This window comes from Variovorax sp. GW823-FHT04B03 (assembly GCF_058796495.1).
Map to the genome: position 1 here is coordinate 1230235 of NZ_JBXAIT010000001.1, position 18548 is coordinate 1248782.

Sequence of the window (18548 nt, forward strand, 5' to 3'; positions counted from 1 at the left end):
CAATACAGGCCATGGCACGTTCACGCTTTCTCCCCGACAACTTCACGATCGCGCTCGTCGTGGTCGTCACCCTGGCCAGCCTGCTGCCCGCCAGCGGCCGCGTGGCCCACTTCTTCGAGGGCCTGACCACGGTCGCGATCGGGCTGCTGTTCTTCCTGCACGGCGCCAAGCTGTCGCGCGAGGCGATCCTGGCGGGCATCACGCTGTGGCGGCTGCACCTGCTGGTGTTCGCCTGCACCTTCATCCTGTTCCCGGTGCTGGGGCTCGCGCTGCGGCCTGTGCTGGGGCCGCTGGTGACGCCGCAGCTGTACACGGGCGTGCTGTTCCTGTGCGTGCTGCCGGCGACGGTGCAGTCGGCGATTGCTTTCACTGCGATGGCGCGGGGGAACATGCCGGCCGCCATCTGCAGCGCTTCGGCTTCGACCTTGCTGGGCGTGTTCATCACGCCGGTGCTGGTGAGCTTGGTGGTGCTGCCTGAAGGCGGCGCGGTGGCGTCGTCGTCGTCGCTCGACGCGATCGGGCGCATCCTGCTGCAGCTGCTGGTGCCGTTCGTCATCGGCCACCTGTCGCGTCCGTTGATCGGCAAGTGGATCCAGAAGCGCGCCGCGGTGCTGAAGTTCGTGGACCAGGGCTCGATCCTGCTGGTGGTCTACACGGCCTTCAGCGCGGCCGTGATCGAAGGGCTCTGGAAGCAGATTCCCGTGAGCGCGCTGCTGGGCCTGCTGCTGGTGTGCGGCGTGCTGCTGGCGCTGGCGCTGGGCCTGACGACGTTCATGGCGCGGCGCTTCGGCTTCAACATCGAGGACGAGATCACCATCGTCTTCTGCGGCTCCAAGAAGAGCCTGGCGAGCGGCATTCCGATGGCCAAGGTGCTGTTCGCCTCGCACGCCGTCGGCGCGATCGTGTTGCCGCTGATGCTGTTCCACCAGATGCAGCTGATGGTGTGCGCGGTGCTGGCGCAGCGCTATGCGCGGCGCGCGGCGACGTCCCCTGCGCCTGCGCTTCGCACGGCCGAGTAGTCTGTCCGGCGCCGAGCGTTCACGCACCGGCCGGCGCGTGAACGCAAAACAACACCCGCGAGGGGAGGGCTGGTGTCCACCAGATTCCTCCAATTTTGAACAGGACCATCCGGTCAGCGGCTCGATGAAGAGCAGCTGAAAACCCCGGAGAAACCTGAATGAAGAAATCCCTCACGGCACTCGCCGCGCTGGCCGTCACCGGCCTGGCCTCTGCCCAATCGTCGGTCACCCTGTTCGGCGTCGTCGATGCCGGCGTGAGCTACCAGAGCGCCACCTCGCGCAACCCTGTCACGGGCACCACCAGCAAGCAGAGCCAATGGAGCCTGGCCAACTCGGGCTACAACTCCAGCCGCATCGGCTTTCGCGGCACGGAAGACCTGGGCGGCGGGCTCGCCGCCAGCTTCTGGCTCGAGGCGCCGATCAGCAACGACGACGGCGCCACCGGCATCGCCAACTTCAACCGCCGCTCCACCGTCAGCCTGTCGGGCGGCTTCGGCGAAGTGCGGCTGGGCCGCGACTACACGGCCACGTTCTGGAACGACACGGTGTTCGACCCGTTCGGCACCAACGGCTCGGGCTCGAGCGTGATCAACACGGTGAGTGGCAGCACCGCGCTGGGCAACACGAACTACGTGCGCGCCAGCAACATGGTCGGCTACTTCCTGCCGCCCAACCTCGGCGGCTTCTACGGCCAGCTGCAGTACAGCCTGAACGAGAACACGAAGACCAGTGCGACCGACACCACGGCCGCCACCAGCAGCAGTGCCGGGCGCTATGTCGGCGGGCGTTTCGGCTATGCGAACGGTCCGCTGGACATCGCGCTGGCGGTGGGCCAGAACGTCGCGGCCGACACCACCACGCTCACGCGCAAGGTGCAGACCATCAACCTCGGTGCGTCGTACGACTTCGGTCCGGTCAAGCTCTTCGGCGAGCTGTCGAACGTGAAGAACAAGTTCGACCTCGCGGCACTGGGCAACAGCCGCGACAGCTACAACGGCTACCTGATCGGCGCGAGCATGCCGGTGGGTGCGGGCCTGATCCGCGCGTCGTACTCGACGGTGCGCTACAACGAAGGCGCGGTCGGCGTCACGGGCGACGACCCGCGCGCGAACAAGCTCGCGATCGGCTACGTGCACAACCTGTCCAAACGCACCGCGCTGTACGCCACCGTGGCGCGCGTGAGCAACCGCAACGACGCGAACTACACGGGCAGCCTCACGGCCGCCAGCACCACGGGCTATGGCAGCACGGGCGTGGGCTACACGGGCCTGCCGCGTTCTTCGACCGGCTACGACTTCGGCATCCGCCACGCGTTCTGACCGTTCTCCGTTCGCGTGCGGCGGCATTGCCGGCGCACGCGAACGGTCCCTGTCGTCGAACATGCAATGCATCGATTCACATGATCCGGATTCATCACCTCGCAGGCGTGCTGGCAGCGCTCGGCCTGTCGGGCTGCATCGTGCTGCCGCCTCCTCTTTTTCCGCCCGGGCCACCGCCGGGGTTTCGCGAAGGCCCCCCGCCACGCTGCGGGGCCCCGAGCGGCTGCGCGCGGCCGGCCTTTCCCGAACCGCGCTGAGGGAGCGCCGACCATGTACGGCAATTCACTCGGCCTGGTCATCGCCACGCTCATCGGCCTTGGGCTGACCGGCGTGCTCGCGCTGATGGGCGCGCTGTTCGTCGCCAACGCCCGCGCGGCCGTGCACGCCCGTGGCCTCGCACAGCAGGCCCGCACGCAGCAGCGCCAGCAGCTGGCGGACAGCCGCGTGCAGGACCTGCGGCCATTGCTCGGCACTGAATCTGGCGATGCAATATCTCTGCACCTTGATGTGGACCTGCCCGCGGAAGCGGTGCCGGTCTTCGGCATTCCATCGGAGCTGCGCGAGCTGCTGGCCAAGGTGGCCGCGCATGCCGCGCGCGTGATGGCCGCGGGCGCGACGCTGCAGGTGCGCGCACGCATCGAAGGCACGCAGGCCGTCGTTCACTGGCGCGACCTCGACGCAGACAGCGAACGCCCGCCGCTGGCGCGCTTCTTCGACGCCCTCGACGCCGCCTCGCTGGCCAGTGCGCGCATCTGCGAACGCATCGCGGGGCGCCACGGCGGGCGCATCTATTCGGCGCCGGACGACGGCGGCGTGCTCGGGCTGACGCTGCGCCTGCCGCTGTACGCGCCGGCGGTGGCCGCTGGATCAGTCGACTGAAGTGCGCGTCGGCGCCGATGCGGCCGATACGCCCGAAAGCTCGAGGGCTTCGAGCGCCTCGTACTCCACCGCCAGGAAGTCCACCAGCTTGCGCACCGACGGCAGCAGGCCGCGGCGCGAAGGGAACACCGCGTGCACGATGCCGCTGCGCGGCGCCCATTGCGGCAGCGCGTCGACCAGGCGGCCGGCCTGCAGGTCGTCGCGCACCATCATCGTCGGCATCTTGGCCACGCCCACGCCCTGCAGGGCGGCATGCCGCAGCGCGGCCATGTCGTCGGTCACCAGGCGGGGCTGGTGGCGCACCTCGGCGCTCGCGCCATCGGGGCCTTCGAGCGACCAGGTGTGGTGCGGCTGGGCCGGGCCCAGGTCCAGGCTGGGCAGCAGGCCGATGTCGGCGGGGCTGGCCGGCGCCGTCAGGCCTTCGAGCAGGCGCGGGTGGGCCACCAGCCGCTGCGTGCTGTGGCCCAGCACCTTCATCACGAGGTCGGTGTCCTCGAGCGGCGGAAAGCGCACGCGCAGCGCGAGGTCGAAACCTTCGCGGATCACGTCGACGCGGCGGTTGGTGCTCTCGAGCTGCACGGTCACGCGCGGGCACTCGGTCATGAAGCGGGCGAGCATCTCGGCCACCTGGTAGTACACCAGCGCCGGCGGGCACGACAGCCGCACCAGCCCCTGCGGCTGGGCCTGCAGGCGGTCGATGGCCTCCTGCGCGGCATCGGCCTCGACCAGCATGGCCACGCAATGCTCGTAGTACTGGCGGCCGATGTCGGTGACGCTGAAGCGGCGCGTGGAGCGCTGGATGAGGCGCACGCCCAGCCGCTCTTCGAGCAGCGCGATGCGCCGGCTCAGGCTCGACTTGGGCACGCTGAGCGCGCGGCCGGCGGGGGCAAAACCACCGTGGTCGACCACCTGGGCGTAGTAGTAGAGATCGTTCAGGTCGCGCATGGCTGGGGGCCCTCCGTGCCGTTGATCGTTCGCCAAATGGAACGATGAGGGCGAATTCTGGCATCTACTCAAAGCATCGTTGCGGCCCCATCCTTGATCCATGGCTTTCCCGTTCCGGGCGAGCCGCCAGATGGAAAGGAACACAGACCATGAAGAAGATCCTCGGCACCTACAGCGCACCGCGCCCGCACTGGGTGGGCGACGGTTTTCCCGTGCGCTCGCTGTTCAGCTACGACACGCTGGGGCGCCACGCCAGCCCCTTTTTGCTGCTCGACTACGCCGGCCCGGCCCGGTTCACCCCGACCGATCAGCCGCGCGGCGTGGGCCAGCACCCGCACCGCGGCTTCGAGACCGTGACCATCGTCTACAAGGGCGAGGTGTCGCACCGCGACTCGACCGGGCAGGGCGGCACCATCGGCCCCGGCGACGTGCAATGGATGACCGCCGGCGCGGGCATCCTGCACGAGGAGTTCCATTCCGAAGCGTTCACGCGCGACGGTGGCGAGCTCGAGATGGTGCAGCTGTGGGTCAACCTGCCCGCCAAGGACAAGATGGCCACGCCGGGCTACCAGGCCATCGTCGATGCGCAGATTCCGTCGGTGCCGCTGCCCGAAGGCGCGGGCAGCGTGCGCGTGATCGCGGGCGACTACCTCGGCCACAAGGGACCGGCCCACACCTTCACGCCCATCGACGTGTGGGACCTGCGCCTGAACCAGGGCGCGCAGGTGACGCTGCCGGTGCCCGAAGGCCACACGGCCGCGGTGGTGGTGCTGCGCGGCACGGTGCAGGTGAACGGCGAGACGGTCGTGCGCGACGCGCAGATGGTGCTGCTCGACCGCGCGGGCGATGCGCTCACGCTGGACGCCAACAACGACGCGGTGGTGCTGCTGCTCAGCGGCGAGCCGATCGACGAACCCATCGTCGGCCACGGCCCGTTCGTGATGAACACGCGCGACGAGATCGTGCAGGCGATGAAGGACTTCGGCAGCGGGAAGTTCGGGCAGATGCCGGAGGCCGTGGCGCACTGAGCGCCCACCGCCGCCCTGGTGGAAGAATCAGGCGGCGGTGAGCATGCCGCGCGTTTCGATGAAGGCCACCACCTCGGCGACGCCCGTGAGCGTCTTGAGGTTGGTCATCACGTAGGGGCGCTGGCGGCGCATGCGCTGGGTGTCCTGTTCCATCACGTCGAGGTTCGCGCCCACGTAGGGCGCGAGGTCGGTCTTGTTGATGACGAACAGGTCGCTCTTGGTGATGCCGGGGCCGCCCTTGCGCGGGATCTTTTCGCCGGCCGCCACGTCGATCACGTAGATGGTGAGGTCCGACAGCTCGGGGCTGAAAGTGGCCGCGAGGTTGTCGCCGCCCGATTCGACGAACACGATGTCGGCGTCGGGAAAGTCTTCGAGCATGCGGTCGATGGCCTCGAGGTTGATCGAGGCGTCTTCGCGGATCGCGGTGTGCGGGCAGCCGCCGGTTTCCACGCCCATGATGCGCTCGGCCGGCAGCGCGCCGGCCACCGTGAGCAGGCGCTGGTCTTCCTTGGTGTAGATGTCGTTGGTGATGGCGACGAGGTCGTACTCGTCGCGCATCGCCTTGCAGAGCATTTCGAGCAGGGTGGTCTTGCCCGAGCCGACGGGGCCGCCGATGCCCACGCGCAGCGGCGGGAGCTTCTTGGTGCGGTTCGGAATGTGGTGCAGGGCGGAGGTCATGGGCGAAAAGGTCCGGTTCGGTCAGCTTCGGAAGAGGCGGGAATATTGTGTTTCATGGCGGGCCGACAACACCGCCAGCAGGGGCGCGAAGGCCTGGCGCTCGTCGTCGCTCAGTTGCATTGCGCGCTCGACGGCCGCAGGGATTTCGTTCGCCAGCCGCGCCAGGATGCGCTGGCCCGCGCTCTGGCCCAGCGGCACGGCCTTGACGGCGGCGGCGACCATGTTCTCGGCCCAGCCGAAGGCGAAGGCCAGGCAGCCGTCCTGCACGGTGGCTTCGGTGCGGCTGGCGGCGAACGCGAAGGCCACGGGGTAGGTCGCGGGCAGGCCGGCGAAGACCTCGGCCGTGTCGGCATGGTGCAGCTTCAGCCACTCGACGAAGGAGCGGCCCATCTGCTCGGTTTGCAGGAAGAACTCGGCGGATTCGCGGGTGTGTAGCACCCAGTCGTTGAGGGTGCGGATGCGTTGTGCGTCGTTCGCGCGCCAGGCGGTGATCGCCTGGGCGGCCAGGGCGAGGTCGCCGCGCGCGAAGCTCAGGTGCAGCTGGTCGGAGAGCCACTCGGTGGCGCTGGCTTCGGAATGGATGCCGGCCCATTCGACTGCGGCCTCGACGCCTTCGGAGTACGAGAAGCCGCCGACCGGCAGGGCAGGGGAGGCGAGCCAGATGAGCTGGAGGAGGCTGTGCGGGGTTGGCATTTTTCAGCGCTGTGGTTCAGGGCGCGTGCGCAGGCCACCGGGTACTTCCCTCCGCGAATGTCCCCCGGCCTGCGGCCTCCTCCTTGATTTCGCTGCGGGAAGCACCCAGTGTCCTGCGCACGGGAAGGCCGTCGTTCATTTCAGTGCGAGTGGCCGTGATCGTCGTCGAGCAGTTCGGGGGCGAGCACGAGGGGCTTCGGGCCGCTGCTGTGCGAGTGCCCGTGGTCGTGACTGTGGTCATGGCCGTGGTCATGGCTGTGGCCGCCATGCGAATGCCCTTGCGCGCCGTACGCGCCGCCTTCGGGCTCGAAGGCTTCTTCGACGGCCACGACGATCAGGTGCATCGAACGCAGCATGTCGGCCAGCACGTGGTCGGGTTCGATCTTCAGGTGGTCGGGCTTGAGCTCGATCGGCACATGCCGGTTGCCCAGGTGGTAGGCCGCGCGCGTCAGGTCGAAGGGCGTGCCGTGGGCGGTGCAGTGCGTGATGCGCAGCACGGGCTGCGGCGCCGCGATCACGCGCACCAGCGAGCCGTCTTCCGCCACCAGCACGTCGCCGCCGCGCACCGCGGTGCCGCGCGGCAGGAAGATGCCGATCTGCCGGCCTTGCGAGTCGGTGGCGTCGAAACGGCTTTTCTGGCGCACGTCCCAATCGAGTTCGATGGTGGCGGCACGCTTGAGCAGCACGGGCGCGAGACCGCGGCCCTGGGGCATGAGTTTGTTGGCGGTGAGCATGGCGGGTTGCGACTCCAGATGAGGCGGAATAATATAACGCTTGTTATAACTTTTGCTCGTGGGAGTCCGCCATGTCCGCACTCAAACTGACCCAGATCGGCAACTCGGTCGGCGTCATCCTGCCCAAGGAGGTGCTGGCCAGCATGAAGGTCGGCAAGGGCGACACGGTCTACCTCACGCAGGCCGCGGGTGGCGGCTTCACGCTCACGCCGTACGACGACGCCTTCGAACGCCAGATGGAGGCGGCGCGGCGCGTCATGAAGAAGCGACGCAACGTGCTGCGCGAGCTGGCGAAATGAGCGCGGCCAACCAGGCCTGGGTCTGGCTCAGCCTGCAGTTGATTCATGCGGTGCATGAAGAGCAGCTGGCCGAGCATGGCGGGCCGGCGGGCGTGCGCGACGAGGGCCTGCTGGCCTCGGCCATGGGCCGGCCGCAGAACCGCGCGCTGTACGAATCGCCCGATGCCGCCACGCTGGCCGCCGCCTACGCCTTCGGCATTGCGCGCAACCACCCTTTCACCGACGGCAACAAGCGAACCGCTTTCGTCGCGATGGAAGTGTTCCTCGACCTCAATGGCTTCGAGTTGGTGGCGTCCGACCATGACTGCGTGCTCATCACGCTGAAGCTCGCCGAAGGCGGACTGGACGAAGACGCGCTCGCCCAGTGGATTCGCGAGCACCTGGCGCCACGCAACGACTGAAGCGGCGCGCGCGGCGCGGGTGAATGAAAACGCAGGCATGGGCACGGTGCAATAAAGGTTTCTCTTCCCGTAGCAAGTACCGGGCCCCGCGCAGGGCTTGCCTGCGCGCCCCATCCGCCCCAGCATGCGCGTCATGAACAGCCTGGCCTACCTGACGACCGACGTGGCGACCCCGCTGCGTTTCGACTACTGGCACGACGTCGTGTGCCGCCACTGCATTCCCGCGGCCAGCCGTGCGATGACGGCCGAGCCGTTCGAAGGGCGGCTCGACGTGCGCGAGGTGGGCGCGGTCAGCGTCAACCGCATGTCGGCGCCGATGCATCACTGGTCGCGCGACGCGCCCCACCTGCGCCGGCATCCGCTGGACGACCTGTGGCTGGCCTTCGTGCAGGAGGGCGAGGGCACCTTGGTGCAAGGCGGGCGGCAGGGGCGGCTGCGCAGCGGCGACATGCTGCTCTACGACGCCGGCCGGCCGTTCGAATGCACGCTGGACGCGCGCTCGGTCTACCTGGCGCGCATGCCGCGCCGGCTGCTGCTGCGGCGCTTCGCGAAGGCCGAAGACTTCACTGCCTGCACCATCGCCGCGGACCGCCCCGGCGCGAGGCCGCTGCACGCGATGCTGCAGGAGACGGCGAACCCGGCCTTTGCGCAGCCGCAATCCGCCGCGGCCGAACGCTTCGGCGGCGCGCTCATCGACCTGCTGGCCGTGACGCTCGAACTGCAGCAGGACATGGCTGGCGACGCCGGTGCCGAGCGCGGCCTGCATGCGCGCATGACGGCCTACATCGAACGCCACCTGGACGACCCGGCGCTGTCGCTCGAGGCGCTGGCGCAGGCGCACCATGTCTCGGCGCGCACCGTGGCGCGGGCGTTCGCGCGCCAGGGCGCCACGGCGATGGGCGCGGTCTGGCAGGCGCGCCTGGCGGCCAGCCGCGAGGCGCTGGTGGGCGGGCGCGCGCACAGCGTGACGGACGTCGCGTTCCAGCACGGGTTCTCCGACCTCTCGCATTTCAGCCGGGTCTTCCGCAAGGCCTACGGCTGCGCGCCGCACACGCTGCTGAAGCCGCGCTGAGCGCCGCGCGCGGGGTGTCCGCCCCAGCACAAGTGCATGTCCGGAAGAGACCAGCGCGGGCCGCCGCGCGCCGATAAGGTTCGCCCGGGGTGGCAGCTTGCCACTTGGATTCGGACCTTCTTTCTCAACCCTACACACGCGGGAGTCAGTCATGGCGGACAAGGAATTGCATCATCTCGAACTGCTGGAGGTCGGCCGGCAGATCCAGTCGCGCGAGCGCTCGTCGGAAGAGGTCACGCGCGCCATGCTCGCGCGCATCGAGGCCGTCGATGGCCGGCTGCGCAGCTACGCGACGCGCATGGACGCGCAGGCGCTCGACGAGGCGCGCCGCGCGGACACCGAGATCGCCGCCGGCCGCGCGCGCGGGCCGCTGCACGGCGTGCCGCTGGCCGTGAAAGACCTGCTGTGGACCGAGGGCGTGCCGAGCGCGCACGGCATGGCGATCCACAAAGCGTTCCGCCCGACGGAAGACGCGACCGTGGTCCATCGCCTGCGCGAAGCCGGCGCGGTGATCCTGGGCAAGCTGCAGCAGACCGAAGGCGCGTTCGCCGACCACCATCCGCAGATCGCGTCGCCGGTCAATCCGTGGGACGCCTCGCTGTGGCCGGGCGTGTCGTCCAGCGGCTCGGGCGTGGCCACGGCGGCGGGGCTGTGCTTCGGCGCGCTGGGCACCGACACGGGCGGATCGATCCGCTTTCCGTCGGCGGCCAACGGCATCACGGGCCTGAAGCCGACGTGGGGGCGGGTGAGCCGCCACGGCGCCTTCGAACTCGCCGCCTCGCTCGACCACATCGGCCCGATGACGCGCAGCGCCGCCGACGCGGGCGCAATGCTGGCGGCCATCGCGGGCGCCGACCCGCGCGACCCGACGGCCAGCACGCTGCCGGTGCCCGACTACCTGGCGACGATGACGCGCGGCCTGGCCGGCTTGCGCGTGGGCATCGACCCCGCCTGGACGCTGGACCGCGTGGACGTACCCACGCGCGCCACGCTCGCGGCTGCGATCCGCACGGTCGAATCGCTGGGCGCTTCGGTGCGCGAGGTGGTGTTTCCCGACACGACGCAGGCCGTGCTCGACTGGTCGCCGCTGTGCGCGGTCGAGACCGCCGTGGCGCACGAGGCGACATACCCGGCGCGGCGTGCGGAGTACGGCCCGGGCCTCTCGGGGCTGATCGATCTCGGGCTTTCGCAAAGCGCCACCGACTACCAGAAGCTGCTGCTGCGCCGCGCCGACTTCACCGGCCGCGTGCGCACGTTCTTCGAACAGGTCGACCTGCTGCTGATCCCGGCCATTCCCTTCGCGGCGCCGACGCTCGAACGCGCCGGCCAGCTCGGCGTGGACCCGGAGCTGCTGGCGGGCATGCTGCGCTACACCTGCCCGTTCGACCTCACGGGCAGCCCCACGCTCACCTTGCCGGGCGGCGCCACTGAGGCGGGCGTGCCGGTGGCCTTCCAGTTCGTGGCGCCGCACTTCGGCGAAGACCTGCTGGTGCGCGCGGGCTGGGCGTTCCAGCGGGCGACCGACTGGCACCGCCGGCATCCGGCCGTGTGAGACGGCTTCGCAATCAAGGCGATCGCCGCGTTGCGTCGCCTTGCCGTGCGTCAGCACTGTCTGCGGCTTCGCGCCTTGCGCTCACCTTGATTGCAAACCCGTCGGACGGCCGCGTTGCGGCCTCCTTCAGAACAGGAAGTAGCGCTGCGCCATCGGCAGCACCTTGGCCGGCTCGCAGGTCAGCAGCTGGCCGTCGGCGCGCACGGCGTAGGTCTGCGCGTCGATCTCCATCTTCGGCGTGTAGCCGTTGTGAATCAGGTCCTGCTTGCGCACGTTGCGGATGTTCTTCACCGCGCTCAGGTGCTTGCTCAGGCCGTAGCGTTCCTTGATGCCCGCGGCCAGCCCGGCCTGCGAGACGAAGGTCAGCGAGCTCTTGGCGAGCGAGCCGCCGTAGGCGCCGAACATCGGCCGGAAGTGCACCGGCTGCGGCGTGGGAATCGACGCGCTGGGGTCGCCCATCGCGGCCATCGCGATGGTGCCGCCCTTGATGATGGTGAAGGGCTTCACGCCGAAGAAGGCCGGCTTCCAGACCACGAGGTCGGCCCACTTGCCGACTTCGATGGAGCCCACCTCGTGCGCGATGCCGTGCGCGAGGGCCGGGTTGATCGTGTACTTGGCCACGTAGCGCCGCGCGCGGAAGTTGTCGTTGCGCTCGCTGTCCTCGGGCAGCGTGCCGCGCTGCTGCTTCATCTTGTGCGCGGTCTGCCAGGTGCGGATGACGACCTCGCCGACGCGGCCCATGGCCTGGCTGTCGGAGCTGAACATGCTGATCGCGCCCAGGTCATGCAGCACGTCTTCGGCGGCGATGGTTTCCTTGCGGATGCGCGACTCGGCAAAGGCCAGGTCTTCGGCGATGCCGGCATCGAGGTGGTGGCACACCATGAGCATGTCGACGTGCTCGTCGAGCGTGTTCACGGTGTAGGGCATCGTCGGGTTGGTCGACGAGGGCAGGAAATTCGACTCGCCCACCACGCGCAGGATGTCGGGCGCATGGCCGCCGCCCGCGCCCTCGGTGTGGAAGGCGCAGATGGCGCGCCCGCCCACGGCGGCGATGGTGTTCTCGACGAAGCCCGATTCGTTCAGCGTGTCGCTGTGGATCGCCACCTGCGTGTCGGTGGCGTCGGCCACGTCCAGGCAGTTGCTGATGGCCGACGGCGTGGTGCCCCAGTCTTCGTGCAGCTTCAGGCCCATGACGCCGGCCTCGATCTGCTCGTGCAGCGCATCGGGCAGGCTGGCGTTGCCCTTGCCGAGAAAGCCCAGGTTCATCGGGAACGCGTCGGCCGCCTGCAGCATGCGTTCGATGTGCCAGGGGCCTGGCGTGGCCGTGGTCGCGAAGGTGCCGGTGGCCGGGCCGGTGCCGCCGCCGAGCATGGTCGTCACGCCCGAGGCCAGCGCTTCCTCGATCTGCTGTGGGCAGATGAAGTGGATGTGGCTGTCGATGCCGCCCGCGGTGACGATGGTGCCCTCGCAGCTGATGATCTCGGTGCCCGGGCCGATGACGATGTCCACGCCCGGCTGCACGTCGGGGTTGCCGGCCTTGCCGATGGCGGCGATGCGGCCGTCCTTCAGGCCGATGTCGGCCTTCACGATGCCCCAGTGGTCGAGGATCAACGCGTTGGTCATCACCGTGTCGACGGCGCCCTGTGCGCGCGTGCGCTGCGACTGCGCCATGCCGTCGCGGATCGTCTTGCCGCCGCCGAACTTCACCTCTTCGCCGTAGCCGCCGGCACGCAGCGTGTAGTCGGCTTCGACTTCGATCAGCAGGTCGGTGTCCGCAAGACGGACCCGGTCGCCCACGGTGGGGCCGAAGATTTCTGCGTAGGCGCGTCGCCCGATGGTGGCCATGTTTTAGAGCTTTCCTTGAACCAGGCCGCGAAAGCCGTAGACGATGCGATCGCCCGAGAAGTCGACCAGCTCGACCGTGCGTTGCTGCCCCGGCTCGAAGCGCACCGCGGCGCCCGAGGCGATGTTCAGCCGCATGCCGCGCGCGGCGGCACGGTCGAAGTCGAGGGCGCCGTTGGTCTCGGCGAAGTGGTAGTGCGAGCCGACCTGGATCGGCCGGTCGGCCGTGTTGCGCACCACCAGCGTGAGGGCGCGGCGGCCGGGGTTGAGCGTGTGCTCGCCGTCGTCGGTGAGGAGTTCGCCGGGCGTCATGGCCGCCTCAGACTGCCTGGGCCAGCAGCGTGGCGCCCAGGGCGACGACGGCGGCGCCGGCCACGCGCGGCAGCCAGGCGTTGGCATGGCGCAGTGCCCAACCCAGCGCGATGCCGGCCGCGTGCAGCAGCAGCGTGGCGCTGACCATGCCGGCCAGCGTGAGGGCCGCGCCGTGCTCGCCCGCGAGTTCGTGGCCGTGCGCCACGCCGTGGAAGACGGCGAACAGGCCCACCACGGCCATGGCGACGCCGGCCGGCAGGTGCACGCGCGTGGCGACCAGCAGGCCCAGCACCAGCAGCGAGGCGGCGATCATCGGCTCCACCGCCGGCAGCTGCACGCCGGCCAGCCCGGCCAGCGCGCCCGCGAGCAGCATGCCCGCGAAGGCCAGCGGCGCCCACAGCAGGTCGGGCCAGGCGCGGCGCGCGACCAGCGCACTCCACAGGCCGACCGCAACCATCGCCGCGAGGTGGTCCGCGCCGGTGAGCGGGTGCATGAAGCCGGTGACGAAACCGTGGTGCACGCCGCCGTCGACGCCCGTGTGGGCGCTGGCGGCCAGCGGCAGGAGGAGGGCGGCGAGCAGGGCAGAAGTCTTTGCGAAGCGCATGAAAAGGTCTTTCTTCTTGTGGCGGAGGTTCAGACGATCGGCTGGTGGACGGTCACGAGCTTGGTGCCGTCAGGAAAACTGGCCTCGACCTGGATGTCGGGAATCATCTCGGCGATGCCGTCCATCACGTCGGCGCGGGTGAGCACGCTGCGGCCTTCGCTCATCAACTCGGCGACGCTCTTGCCGTCACGGGCGCCTTCCATCACGGCGGCGGTGATGAGCGCGACGGCTTCGGGGTAGTTGAGCTTGAGCCCCCGCGCCTTGCGGCGCTCGGCCAGCAGCGCCGCCGTGAAGATCAGCAGCTTGTCTTTTTCGCGCGGGGTCAGTTCCATGGCGGGGGTGGGGTCGGGTGGCGGTCGGTGATTATGGGCAAGGCTGTGGCTTTGCAACAGTCGTGCCCTGTTCGCCAAATGCCGTACCTGATGGCATGAAAGCTGCACCGAAACGGTGTGAATCCCGCCGACCCACCTCTCCTGACCGACGACGCTCCCCAGCGCATCGTCAAGGTGCGGCGCGACTACAACAGCTGGGTCGCGAGCGAAACGCTCGAGGACTACGCGCTGCGCTACACGCCGCAGCGCTTTCGCAAATGGTCCGAATGGCGGGTGGCCAACACGGCCTTCGGGGCGGCCTCGTTCCTGGTGCTGGAGGCGGTCGGCGCCACGCTGCTGGTGCAGTACGGCTTCGCCAACGCCTTCTGGGCGATCCTCGTCACCGGGCTCATCATCTTCCTGGCAGGCCTGCCGATCAGCGTGTACGCGGCGCGCTACGGCGTCGACATGGACCTGCTCACGCGCGGCGCGGGCTTCGGCTACATCGGCTCCACGCTCACCTCGCTGATCTACGCGAGCTTCACCTTCATCTTCTTTGCGCTCGAGGCGGCCGTGATGGCCTATGCGCTCGAGCTGGCGCTGGGCATTCCGCCGGTGTGGGGCTACCTGGTGTGCGCGCTGGTGGTGATTCCGCTGGTCACGCACGGGGTGTCGGTGATCAGCCGGCTGCAGCTGTGGACGCAGCCGCTGTGGCTGCTGATGCTGGTGGTGCCCTTTGTCTTCGTGCTGGTGCGCGATCCTGGTGCGTTCGCGGGCATCACGCACTACGGCGGGGCGAAGTCGGGCGCACAAGGATTCAACCTGCACCTGTTCGGTGCCGCACTGACGGTCGGCATCGCGCTCATCACGCAGATGGGCGAGCAGGCCGACTACCTGCGCTTCATGCCCGCGCGCACCACGGGCACGACGCGCCGCTGGTGGGCCGGCGTGCTGGCGGGCGGGCCGGGCTGGGTGGTGCTGGGCGTGGTCAAGATGCTGGGCGGGGCGGCGCTGGCCTACCTGGCGATCACGCACATGGTGCCGGTGGAGCGCGCGGTCGACCCGAACCAGATGTACCTGGCGGCCTACGAGTACGTGTTTCCGAACTACGGCTGGGCGGTGGCGGCGACGGCGCTGTTCGTGGTGGTCTCGCAGCTGAAGATCAACGTGACGAACGCCTACGCCGGCTCGCTGGCCTGGAGCAATTTCTTCTCGCGCGTGGCGCACAGCCATCCGGGGCGCGTGGTGTGGGTGGTGTTCAACGCGCTCATCGCCTTCATGCTGATGGAGATGAACGTGTTCGAGGCGCTGGGCGACGTGCTCGGCCTGTTCGCCAACATCGCCATCGCCTGGATGATGGCCGTGGTGGCCGACCTGGTCGTCAACAAGCCGCTGGGGCTGTCGCCGCCGGGCATCGAGTTCAAGCGCGCGCACCTGTGGGACATCAACCCGGTGGGCGTGGGCGCGATGGCGCTGGCGTCGGTGCTGTCGATCACCGCGCACCTGGGCGTGTTCGGGCCACTGGCGCAGGCCTTCTCGGCGCTGATTGCGCTGGGCACGGCGCTGGTCGCGTCGCCGCTGCTGGCGTGGGTCACGGGCGGCAAGTACTACCTCGCGCGCACGTCCGACGCGGGCGGCTCCGTGCTGTTCGCGCCGGCCGCGGGCGGGCGCAAGGTGCGCTGGGCGCGGGTCGAGCCGTCGCCGGACGAGGGCGGCAGCTACCAGCGCCTGAAGGTGCAGCACTGCGTGATCTGCGAGCGCGAATACGAAGGCCCCGACATGGCGCACTGCCCGGCCTACCAGGGCGCGATCTGCTCGCTGTGCTGCACGCTCGACGCGCGCTGCGGCGATCTGTGCAAGCCGCACGCGAGCCTGTCGGCGCAGTGGTCCGCCGTGCTGCGCTGGCTGCTGCCGCGCCGCAGCTGGCGCTACCTGGACACGGGGCTCGGGCACTTCCTGCTGCTGATGCTGGTCATCGTGCCGCTGCTGGCCGTGGTGTTCGGCGTGCTCTACCAGCAGGAGCTGCGGGCGCTGAGCGAAGGCGCGCTCGCGCTGGCGGCGCAGGCCGATGTGGGCGGGGCGCTGGTCGCGGTGCAGCAGGCGTCGCTGCGCTCGGGTTTTCTCAAGGCCTACATGGCGCTGCTGGTCATCGCGGGCATCGTCGCGTGGTGGCTGGTGCTGGCGCACCAGAGCCGCAAGGTGGCGCAAGAGGAGTCGAACCGCCAGACCCACCTGCTGGTGCGTGAGATTGCGCTGCACCGCGAGACCGACCGCGCGCTGCAGGACGCCAAGCAGAGCGCCGAAGAAGCCCGCGAGATCGCCGAGCACGCCAAGCTCGCGGCCGACCAGGCGCGGCGCGCGGCGGACCTCGCGAACCAGGCCAAGAGCCGCTACATCAGCGCCATCAGCCACGAGCTGCGCACGCCGCTCAACAGCATCCTGGGCTACGCGCAACTCATGGGCGAAGACCATTCGGTGCCGCCGCACCGCCAGCAGGCGGTGGCCGTGATCAAGCGCGGCGGCGAGCACCTGCTGTCGCTCATCGAGGGCACGCTGGCCATCGCCCACATCGAGGCCGGCAAGCTCACGCTGGACGCGCGGCCGATGCGCTTTGCCGACGCGATGCGCGAGCTGGCCGACATGTTCGAGCTGCAGGCGGCCGAGAAGGGCCTGCGCTTTCGCTTCGAGGCGGCCGGCACGCTGCCCGACGTGGTGCGCGCCGACGAAAAGCGCGTGAGCCAGATCCTCATCAACCTGCTGGGCAATGCGATCAAGTTCACGGCGGCGGGGCAGGTGACCTTGCGCATTTCGTACGCGCGCGAGTTCGCCGCCATCGAGATCGAGGACACCGGGCCGGGCATGACGGCGGCCGACATCGAGCGCATCTTCGAGCCCTTCGCGCGCGGCCACGCGGCGGTGTCGTCGGCACCCGGCGCGGGCCTGGGTTTGACCATCGCGAAGATGCTGACCGACCTGATGGGCGGCGAGATGAAGGTACGCAGCACGCCGGGCGAGGGCTCGCTGTTCTGCGTGCGGCTGTTCCTGCCGCGCGTGCATGAGGCGGTGGCGGGCAGTGCACGCGTTGCGCCGGCACCGCGCGCGCGGCGTGGCTACGAGGGCGCGCGCCGGCGCCTGCTGGTGGTCGACAACGAGGAGGCCGACCGCGAGCTGCTGGGCCATGTGCTCGCGCCGCTGGGCTTCGAGCTGCGCAGCGCGGCCAGCGGGCACGACGCGTTGGACCTCATCGCCGCCGGCTACCGGCCCGACGCCATGTTCGTCGACCTCGCGATGCCCGGCATCGACGGCTGGGAAACCATCCGCCGTGCGCGCAAGCTGGGGCTGGCCGACGCGTCGGTGGCCATCGTCTCGGCCAACGCCTTCGACAAGGGCCTGGACAACGACGTGGGCATCGCGCCCGAAGATTTCTTCGTCAAGCCTGTGCGCCACACCGAACTGCTGGACTGGCTGGAGCGCCGGCTCGCGCTGCAGTGGTCCGACACCGCCGCGCGGCCCGCGCCCGCCGTGGCCGCGCCGCGCGCGATGCAGCCGCCGTCGCTGGCGCGCCTGCGTGCGCTCGACGAGGCCGTGGGCCTGGGCTACTTCCGGGGCATCATGAACCAGCTCGACGACATCGACGCCGCGCAGCCCGAGTGCGCCGCGTGGACCGAGGCCCAGCGCGCGCTGGCCCGCCAGTTCCAGTTCGAAGCCATGGGCCGCGCGCTGGCCGAAGCCGCCGAGGGCGCCGCATGACTTTCTTGTCTCCAACGACCCTGCCCGCTTCACCGCTCGCCCGCACGCTGCGCGAGCAGCAGGGCGCCCACGGCGACCTGGTGCTGATCGTCGACGACGTGCCCGACAACCTCGCCGTGCTGCACGACGCGCTCGACGAGTCGGGCTACACCGTGCTCATCGCCACCAACGGCGAGCAGGCGCTGCAGCGCGCCGCGCAGGCGCGGCCCGACATCGTGCTGCTCGACGCGATGATGCCGGGCATCGACGGCTTCGAAGTGGCGCGCCGGCTCAAGGCCGATGTGGCCACCGCGCACATTCCCATCGTGTTCATGACGGGGCTCACCGAAACCGAGCACCTCGTGGCCGCGCTGGAGGCGGGCGGAGTCGACTACGTCACCAAGCCGATCAAGCCCAAGGAAGTGCTGGCGCGCATGAACGTGCACCTGCAGGGCGCGCGCCGCGCGCGGCAGGAGGCGCATCAGGCCGGGCAGGCGCGCAACGCGCTCGACGCCTTCGGCTACGCGAGCATCACGGTGCGCCTGCCCGAGGGGCGGCTGATCTGGCAGACGGCGCTGGCGCGCGACCTGCTGGCGCGCTACTGCGAGACGCAGGCGCCCGAGACGCCGCCGGCCGTGCTCGGCTGGCTGCGCCAGCACGCGCCCGACGCCCGCGCGCGCGGCATCGAGCCGCCGGCCCTGGTCATCGCGCAGGGGGCCCGCAGCCTGAGCCTGCGGCTGCACCGCCAGACCGGCGAGGACGACGCCGGCGACGAGTGGATGATCGTCATGCGCGAGGTCTCCGACACCGCCGTGATCGAGGCCATGAGCCTGAGCCTGAAGCTCACGGCGCGCGAGGCCGAGGTGCTGTACTGGGTGGTCAAGGGCAAGACCAACAAGGACATCGGCGAGATCCTCGGCAGCAGCCCGGCCACCGCCAAGAAGCACCTGGAGCGCGTGTACGTGAAGCTGGGCGTGGAGACGCGCACCGCCGCGGCGGGCGTGGCGATCAAGCGCATCCGCGAGCTGCAGCCGCAGTTCGAACTCTGAAGGGCGGGGGATGGCGTTGCCGCGTCATGGCGCGGACTTTCCGGCTTCCTAGAATGAGGCAGGGCTCTCTGAGGGAAGCACG

Annotated in this window: 18 protein-coding genes; 10 read left to right on the forward strand and 8 right to left on the reverse strand. The window is 69.7% G+C overall.

Annotated features, from left to right (window positions below):
• The first annotated feature begins 11 nt into the window (after positions 1 to 11).
• The 3 genes from AC1RAD_RS05560 to AC1RAD_RS05570 all read left to right on the forward strand — a co-directional run bounded on the left by AC1RAD_RS05560 (position 12) and on the right by AC1RAD_RS05570 (position 3217).
• A complete protein-coding gene (locus AC1RAD_RS05560) occupies positions 12 to 1019 on the forward strand; it encodes a bile acid:sodium symporter family protein (protein WP_492734136.1) in 1008 nt (335 codons plus the stop codon).
• A gap of 158 nt (positions 1020 to 1177) precedes the next feature.
• Positions 1178 to 2338 (forward strand): porin, encoded by a 1161-nt coding sequence (locus tag AC1RAD_RS05565; RefSeq protein WP_492734137.1) that lies wholly within the window; start codon positions 1178 to 1180, stop codon positions 2336 to 2338.
• A 270-nt stretch (positions 2339 to 2608) separates the two neighbouring features.
• Positions 2609 to 3217, forward strand: a complete 609-nt coding sequence (locus AC1RAD_RS05570; RefSeq protein WP_492734138.1) for an ATP-binding protein — start codon at positions 2609 to 2611, stop codon at positions 3215 to 3217.
• On the opposite strand, the gene AC1RAD_RS05575 is transcribed toward AC1RAD_RS05570, so the two are convergent.
• Positions 3206 to 4162: a LysR family transcriptional regulator gene (locus tag AC1RAD_RS05575; RefSeq protein WP_139700107.1), complete on the reverse strand. Its 957-nt coding sequence runs from the start codon at positions 4160 to 4162 to the stop codon at positions 3206 to 3208. The two genes, AC1RAD_RS05570 and AC1RAD_RS05575, sit on opposite strands and share 12 nt — an antisense overlap.
• 149 nt (positions 4163 to 4311) lie before the next feature.
• Between AC1RAD_RS05575 and AC1RAD_RS05580 the strand changes: the two genes are divergently transcribed.
• A complete protein-coding gene (locus tag AC1RAD_RS05580; RefSeq protein ID WP_492734139.1) occupies positions 4312 to 5190 on the forward strand; it encodes a pirin family protein in 879 nt (292 codons plus the stop codon).
• Between the two features lie 27 nt (positions 5191 to 5217).
• Here AC1RAD_RS05580 and ureG read toward each other — a convergent pair whose 3' ends face one another.
• The 3 genes from ureG to ureE form a co-directional block, all read right to left on the reverse strand.
• Complete coding sequence (ureG, locus tag AC1RAD_RS05585) at positions 5218 to 5868, reverse strand: urease accessory protein UreG (RefSeq protein ID WP_492734140.1); 651 nt, start codon at positions 5866 to 5868, stop codon at positions 5218 to 5220.
• 21 nt (positions 5869 to 5889) lie between these two features.
• Positions 5890 to 6561 (reverse strand): urease accessory protein UreF, encoded by a 672-nt coding sequence (locus AC1RAD_RS05590; protein ID WP_492734141.1) that lies wholly within the window; start codon positions 6559 to 6561, stop codon positions 5890 to 5892.
• 140 nt (positions 6562 to 6701) lie between these two features.
• On the reverse strand, positions 6702 to 7295 hold the full coding sequence (gene ureE, locus AC1RAD_RS05595) for an urease accessory protein UreE (protein WP_487847852.1): 594 nt from the start codon (positions 7293 to 7295) through the stop codon (positions 6702 to 6704).
• Positions 7296 to 7366: 71 nt separating this feature from the next.
• On the opposite strand from ureE, the gene AC1RAD_RS05600 reads away from it, so the two are divergent.
• The 4 genes from AC1RAD_RS05600 to AC1RAD_RS05615 all read left to right on the forward strand — a co-directional run bounded on the left by AC1RAD_RS05600 (position 7367) and on the right by AC1RAD_RS05615 (position 10619).
• Entirely contained in the window at positions 7367 to 7594 is a 228-nt protein-coding gene (locus AC1RAD_RS05600) for an AbrB/MazE/SpoVT family DNA-binding domain-containing protein (RefSeq protein WP_095743901.1), read from the forward strand.
• Positions 7591 to 7995, forward strand: a complete 405-nt coding sequence (locus AC1RAD_RS05605; RefSeq protein WP_095743902.1) for a type II toxin-antitoxin system death-on-curing family toxin — start codon at positions 7591 to 7593, stop codon at positions 7993 to 7995. Before AC1RAD_RS05600 ends, AC1RAD_RS05605 begins: the two co-directional genes overlap by 4 nt.
• Before the next feature lie 124 nt (positions 7996 to 8119).
• On the forward strand, positions 8120 to 9067 hold the full coding sequence (locus AC1RAD_RS05610; protein WP_492734142.1) for an AraC-like ligand-binding domain-containing protein: 948 nt from the start codon (positions 8120 to 8122) through the stop codon (positions 9065 to 9067).
• 151 nt (positions 9068 to 9218) lie between these two features.
• Positions 9219 to 10619 carry an amidase gene (locus AC1RAD_RS05615; protein WP_492734143.1) on the forward strand — a complete coding sequence of 467 codons (1401 nt, stop codon included), beginning with the start codon at positions 9219 to 9221 and terminating at the stop codon, positions 10617 to 10619.
• 126 nt (positions 10620 to 10745) lie between these two features.
• On the opposite strand, the gene ureC is transcribed toward AC1RAD_RS05615, so the two are convergent.
• The 4 genes from ureC to AC1RAD_RS05635 are packed head-to-tail and all read right to left on the reverse strand — an operon-like array spanning position 10746 to position 13709.
• Entirely contained in the window at positions 10746 to 12464 is a 1719-nt protein-coding gene (gene ureC / locus AC1RAD_RS05620) for an urease subunit alpha (RefSeq protein WP_095949383.1), read from the reverse strand.
• Between the two features lie 3 nt (positions 12465 to 12467).
• Positions 12468 to 12773, reverse strand: coding sequence for an urease subunit beta (locus AC1RAD_RS05625; protein ID WP_070063624.1), 306 nt, complete (start codon positions 12771 to 12773; stop codon positions 12468 to 12470).
• Positions 12774 to 12780: 7 nt separating this feature from the next.
• The gene (locus AC1RAD_RS05630; protein ID WP_307584136.1) at positions 12781 to 13377 is read right to left on the reverse strand and encodes a HupE/UreJ family protein; all 597 of its coding nucleotides are present in this window, start codon (positions 13375 to 13377) and stop codon (positions 12781 to 12783) included.
• Positions 13378 to 13406: 29 nt separating this feature from the next.
• The gene (locus AC1RAD_RS05635) at positions 13407 to 13709 is read right to left on the reverse strand and encodes an urease subunit gamma (RefSeq protein ID WP_062474548.1); all 303 of its coding nucleotides are present in this window, start codon (positions 13707 to 13709) and stop codon (positions 13407 to 13409) included.
• Between the two features lie 102 nt (positions 13710 to 13811).
• On the opposite strand from AC1RAD_RS05635, the gene AC1RAD_RS05640 reads away from it, so the two are divergent.
• Together AC1RAD_RS05640 and AC1RAD_RS05645 are read left to right on the forward strand one after the other, a co-directional pair.
• Positions 13812 to 17438: a hybrid sensor histidine kinase/response regulator gene (locus AC1RAD_RS05640; protein WP_492734554.1), complete on the forward strand. Its 3627-nt coding sequence runs from the start codon at positions 13812 to 13814 to the stop codon at positions 17436 to 17438.
• On the forward strand, positions 17435 to 18466 hold the full coding sequence (locus AC1RAD_RS05645; RefSeq protein ID WP_492734144.1) for a response regulator: 1032 nt from the start codon (positions 17435 to 17437) through the stop codon (positions 18464 to 18466). Before AC1RAD_RS05640 ends, AC1RAD_RS05645 begins: the two co-directional genes overlap by 4 nt.
• Positions 18467 to 18548: the final 82 nt, after the last annotated feature.

Excerpts from the sequence above, each read along its gene's own strand:
- AC1RAD_RS05635 (WP_062474548.1), bottom strand. The coding sequence starts at position 13,709 with ATGGAACTGACCCCGCGCGAAAAAGACAAGCTGCTGATCTTCACGGCG.
- AC1RAD_RS05610 (WP_492734142.1), top strand. The coding sequence starts at position 8,120 with ATGCGCGTCATGAACAGCCTGGCCTACCTGACGACCGACGTGGCGACC.
- AC1RAD_RS05600 (WP_095743901.1), top strand. The coding sequence starts at position 7,367 with ATGTCCGCACTCAAACTGACCCAGATCGGCAACTCGGTCGGCGTCATC.
- ureG (WP_492734140.1), bottom strand. The coding sequence starts at position 5,868 with ATGACCTCCGCCCTGCACCACATTCCGAACCGCACCAAGAAGCTCCCG.
- ureE (WP_487847852.1), bottom strand. The coding sequence starts at position 7,295 with ATGCTCACCGCCAACAAACTCATGCCCCAGGGCCGCGGTCTCGCGCCC.
- AC1RAD_RS05565 (WP_492734137.1), top strand. The coding sequence starts at position 1,178 with ATGAAGAAATCCCTCACGGCACTCGCCGCGCTGGCCGTCACCGGCCTG.
- AC1RAD_RS05625 (WP_070063624.1), bottom strand. The coding sequence starts at position 12,773 with ATGACGCCCGGCGAACTCCTCACCGACGACGGCGAGCACACGCTCAAC.
- AC1RAD_RS05590 (WP_492734141.1), bottom strand. The coding sequence starts at position 6,561 with ATGCCAACCCCGCACAGCCTCCTCCAGCTCATCTGGCTCGCCTCCCCT.
- ureC (WP_095949383.1), bottom strand. The coding sequence starts at position 12,464 with ATGGCCACCATCGGGCGACGCGCCTACGCAGAAATCTTCGGCCCCACC.
- AC1RAD_RS05575 (WP_139700107.1), bottom strand. The coding sequence starts at position 4,162 with ATGCGCGACCTGAACGATCTCTACTACTACGCCCAGGTGGTCGACCAC.
- AC1RAD_RS05645 (WP_492734144.1), top strand. The coding sequence starts at position 17,435 with ATGACTTTCTTGTCTCCAACGACCCTGCCCGCTTCACCGCTCGCCCGC.
- AC1RAD_RS05570 (WP_492734138.1), top strand. The coding sequence starts at position 2,609 with ATGTACGGCAATTCACTCGGCCTGGTCATCGCCACGCTCATCGGCCTT.
- AC1RAD_RS05605 (WP_095743902.1), top strand. The coding sequence starts at position 7,591 with ATGAGCGCGGCCAACCAGGCCTGGGTCTGGCTCAGCCTGCAGTTGATT.
- AC1RAD_RS05615 (WP_492734143.1), top strand. The coding sequence starts at position 9,219 with ATGGCGGACAAGGAATTGCATCATCTCGAACTGCTGGAGGTCGGCCGG.
- AC1RAD_RS05560 (WP_492734136.1), top strand. The coding sequence starts at position 12 with ATGGCACGTTCACGCTTTCTCCCCGACAACTTCACGATCGCGCTCGTC.
- AC1RAD_RS05630 (WP_307584136.1), bottom strand. The coding sequence starts at position 13,377 with ATGCGCTTCGCAAAGACTTCTGCCCTGCTCGCCGCCCTCCTCCTGCCG.
- AC1RAD_RS05580 (WP_492734139.1), top strand. The coding sequence starts at position 4,312 with ATGAAGAAGATCCTCGGCACCTACAGCGCACCGCGCCCGCACTGGGTG.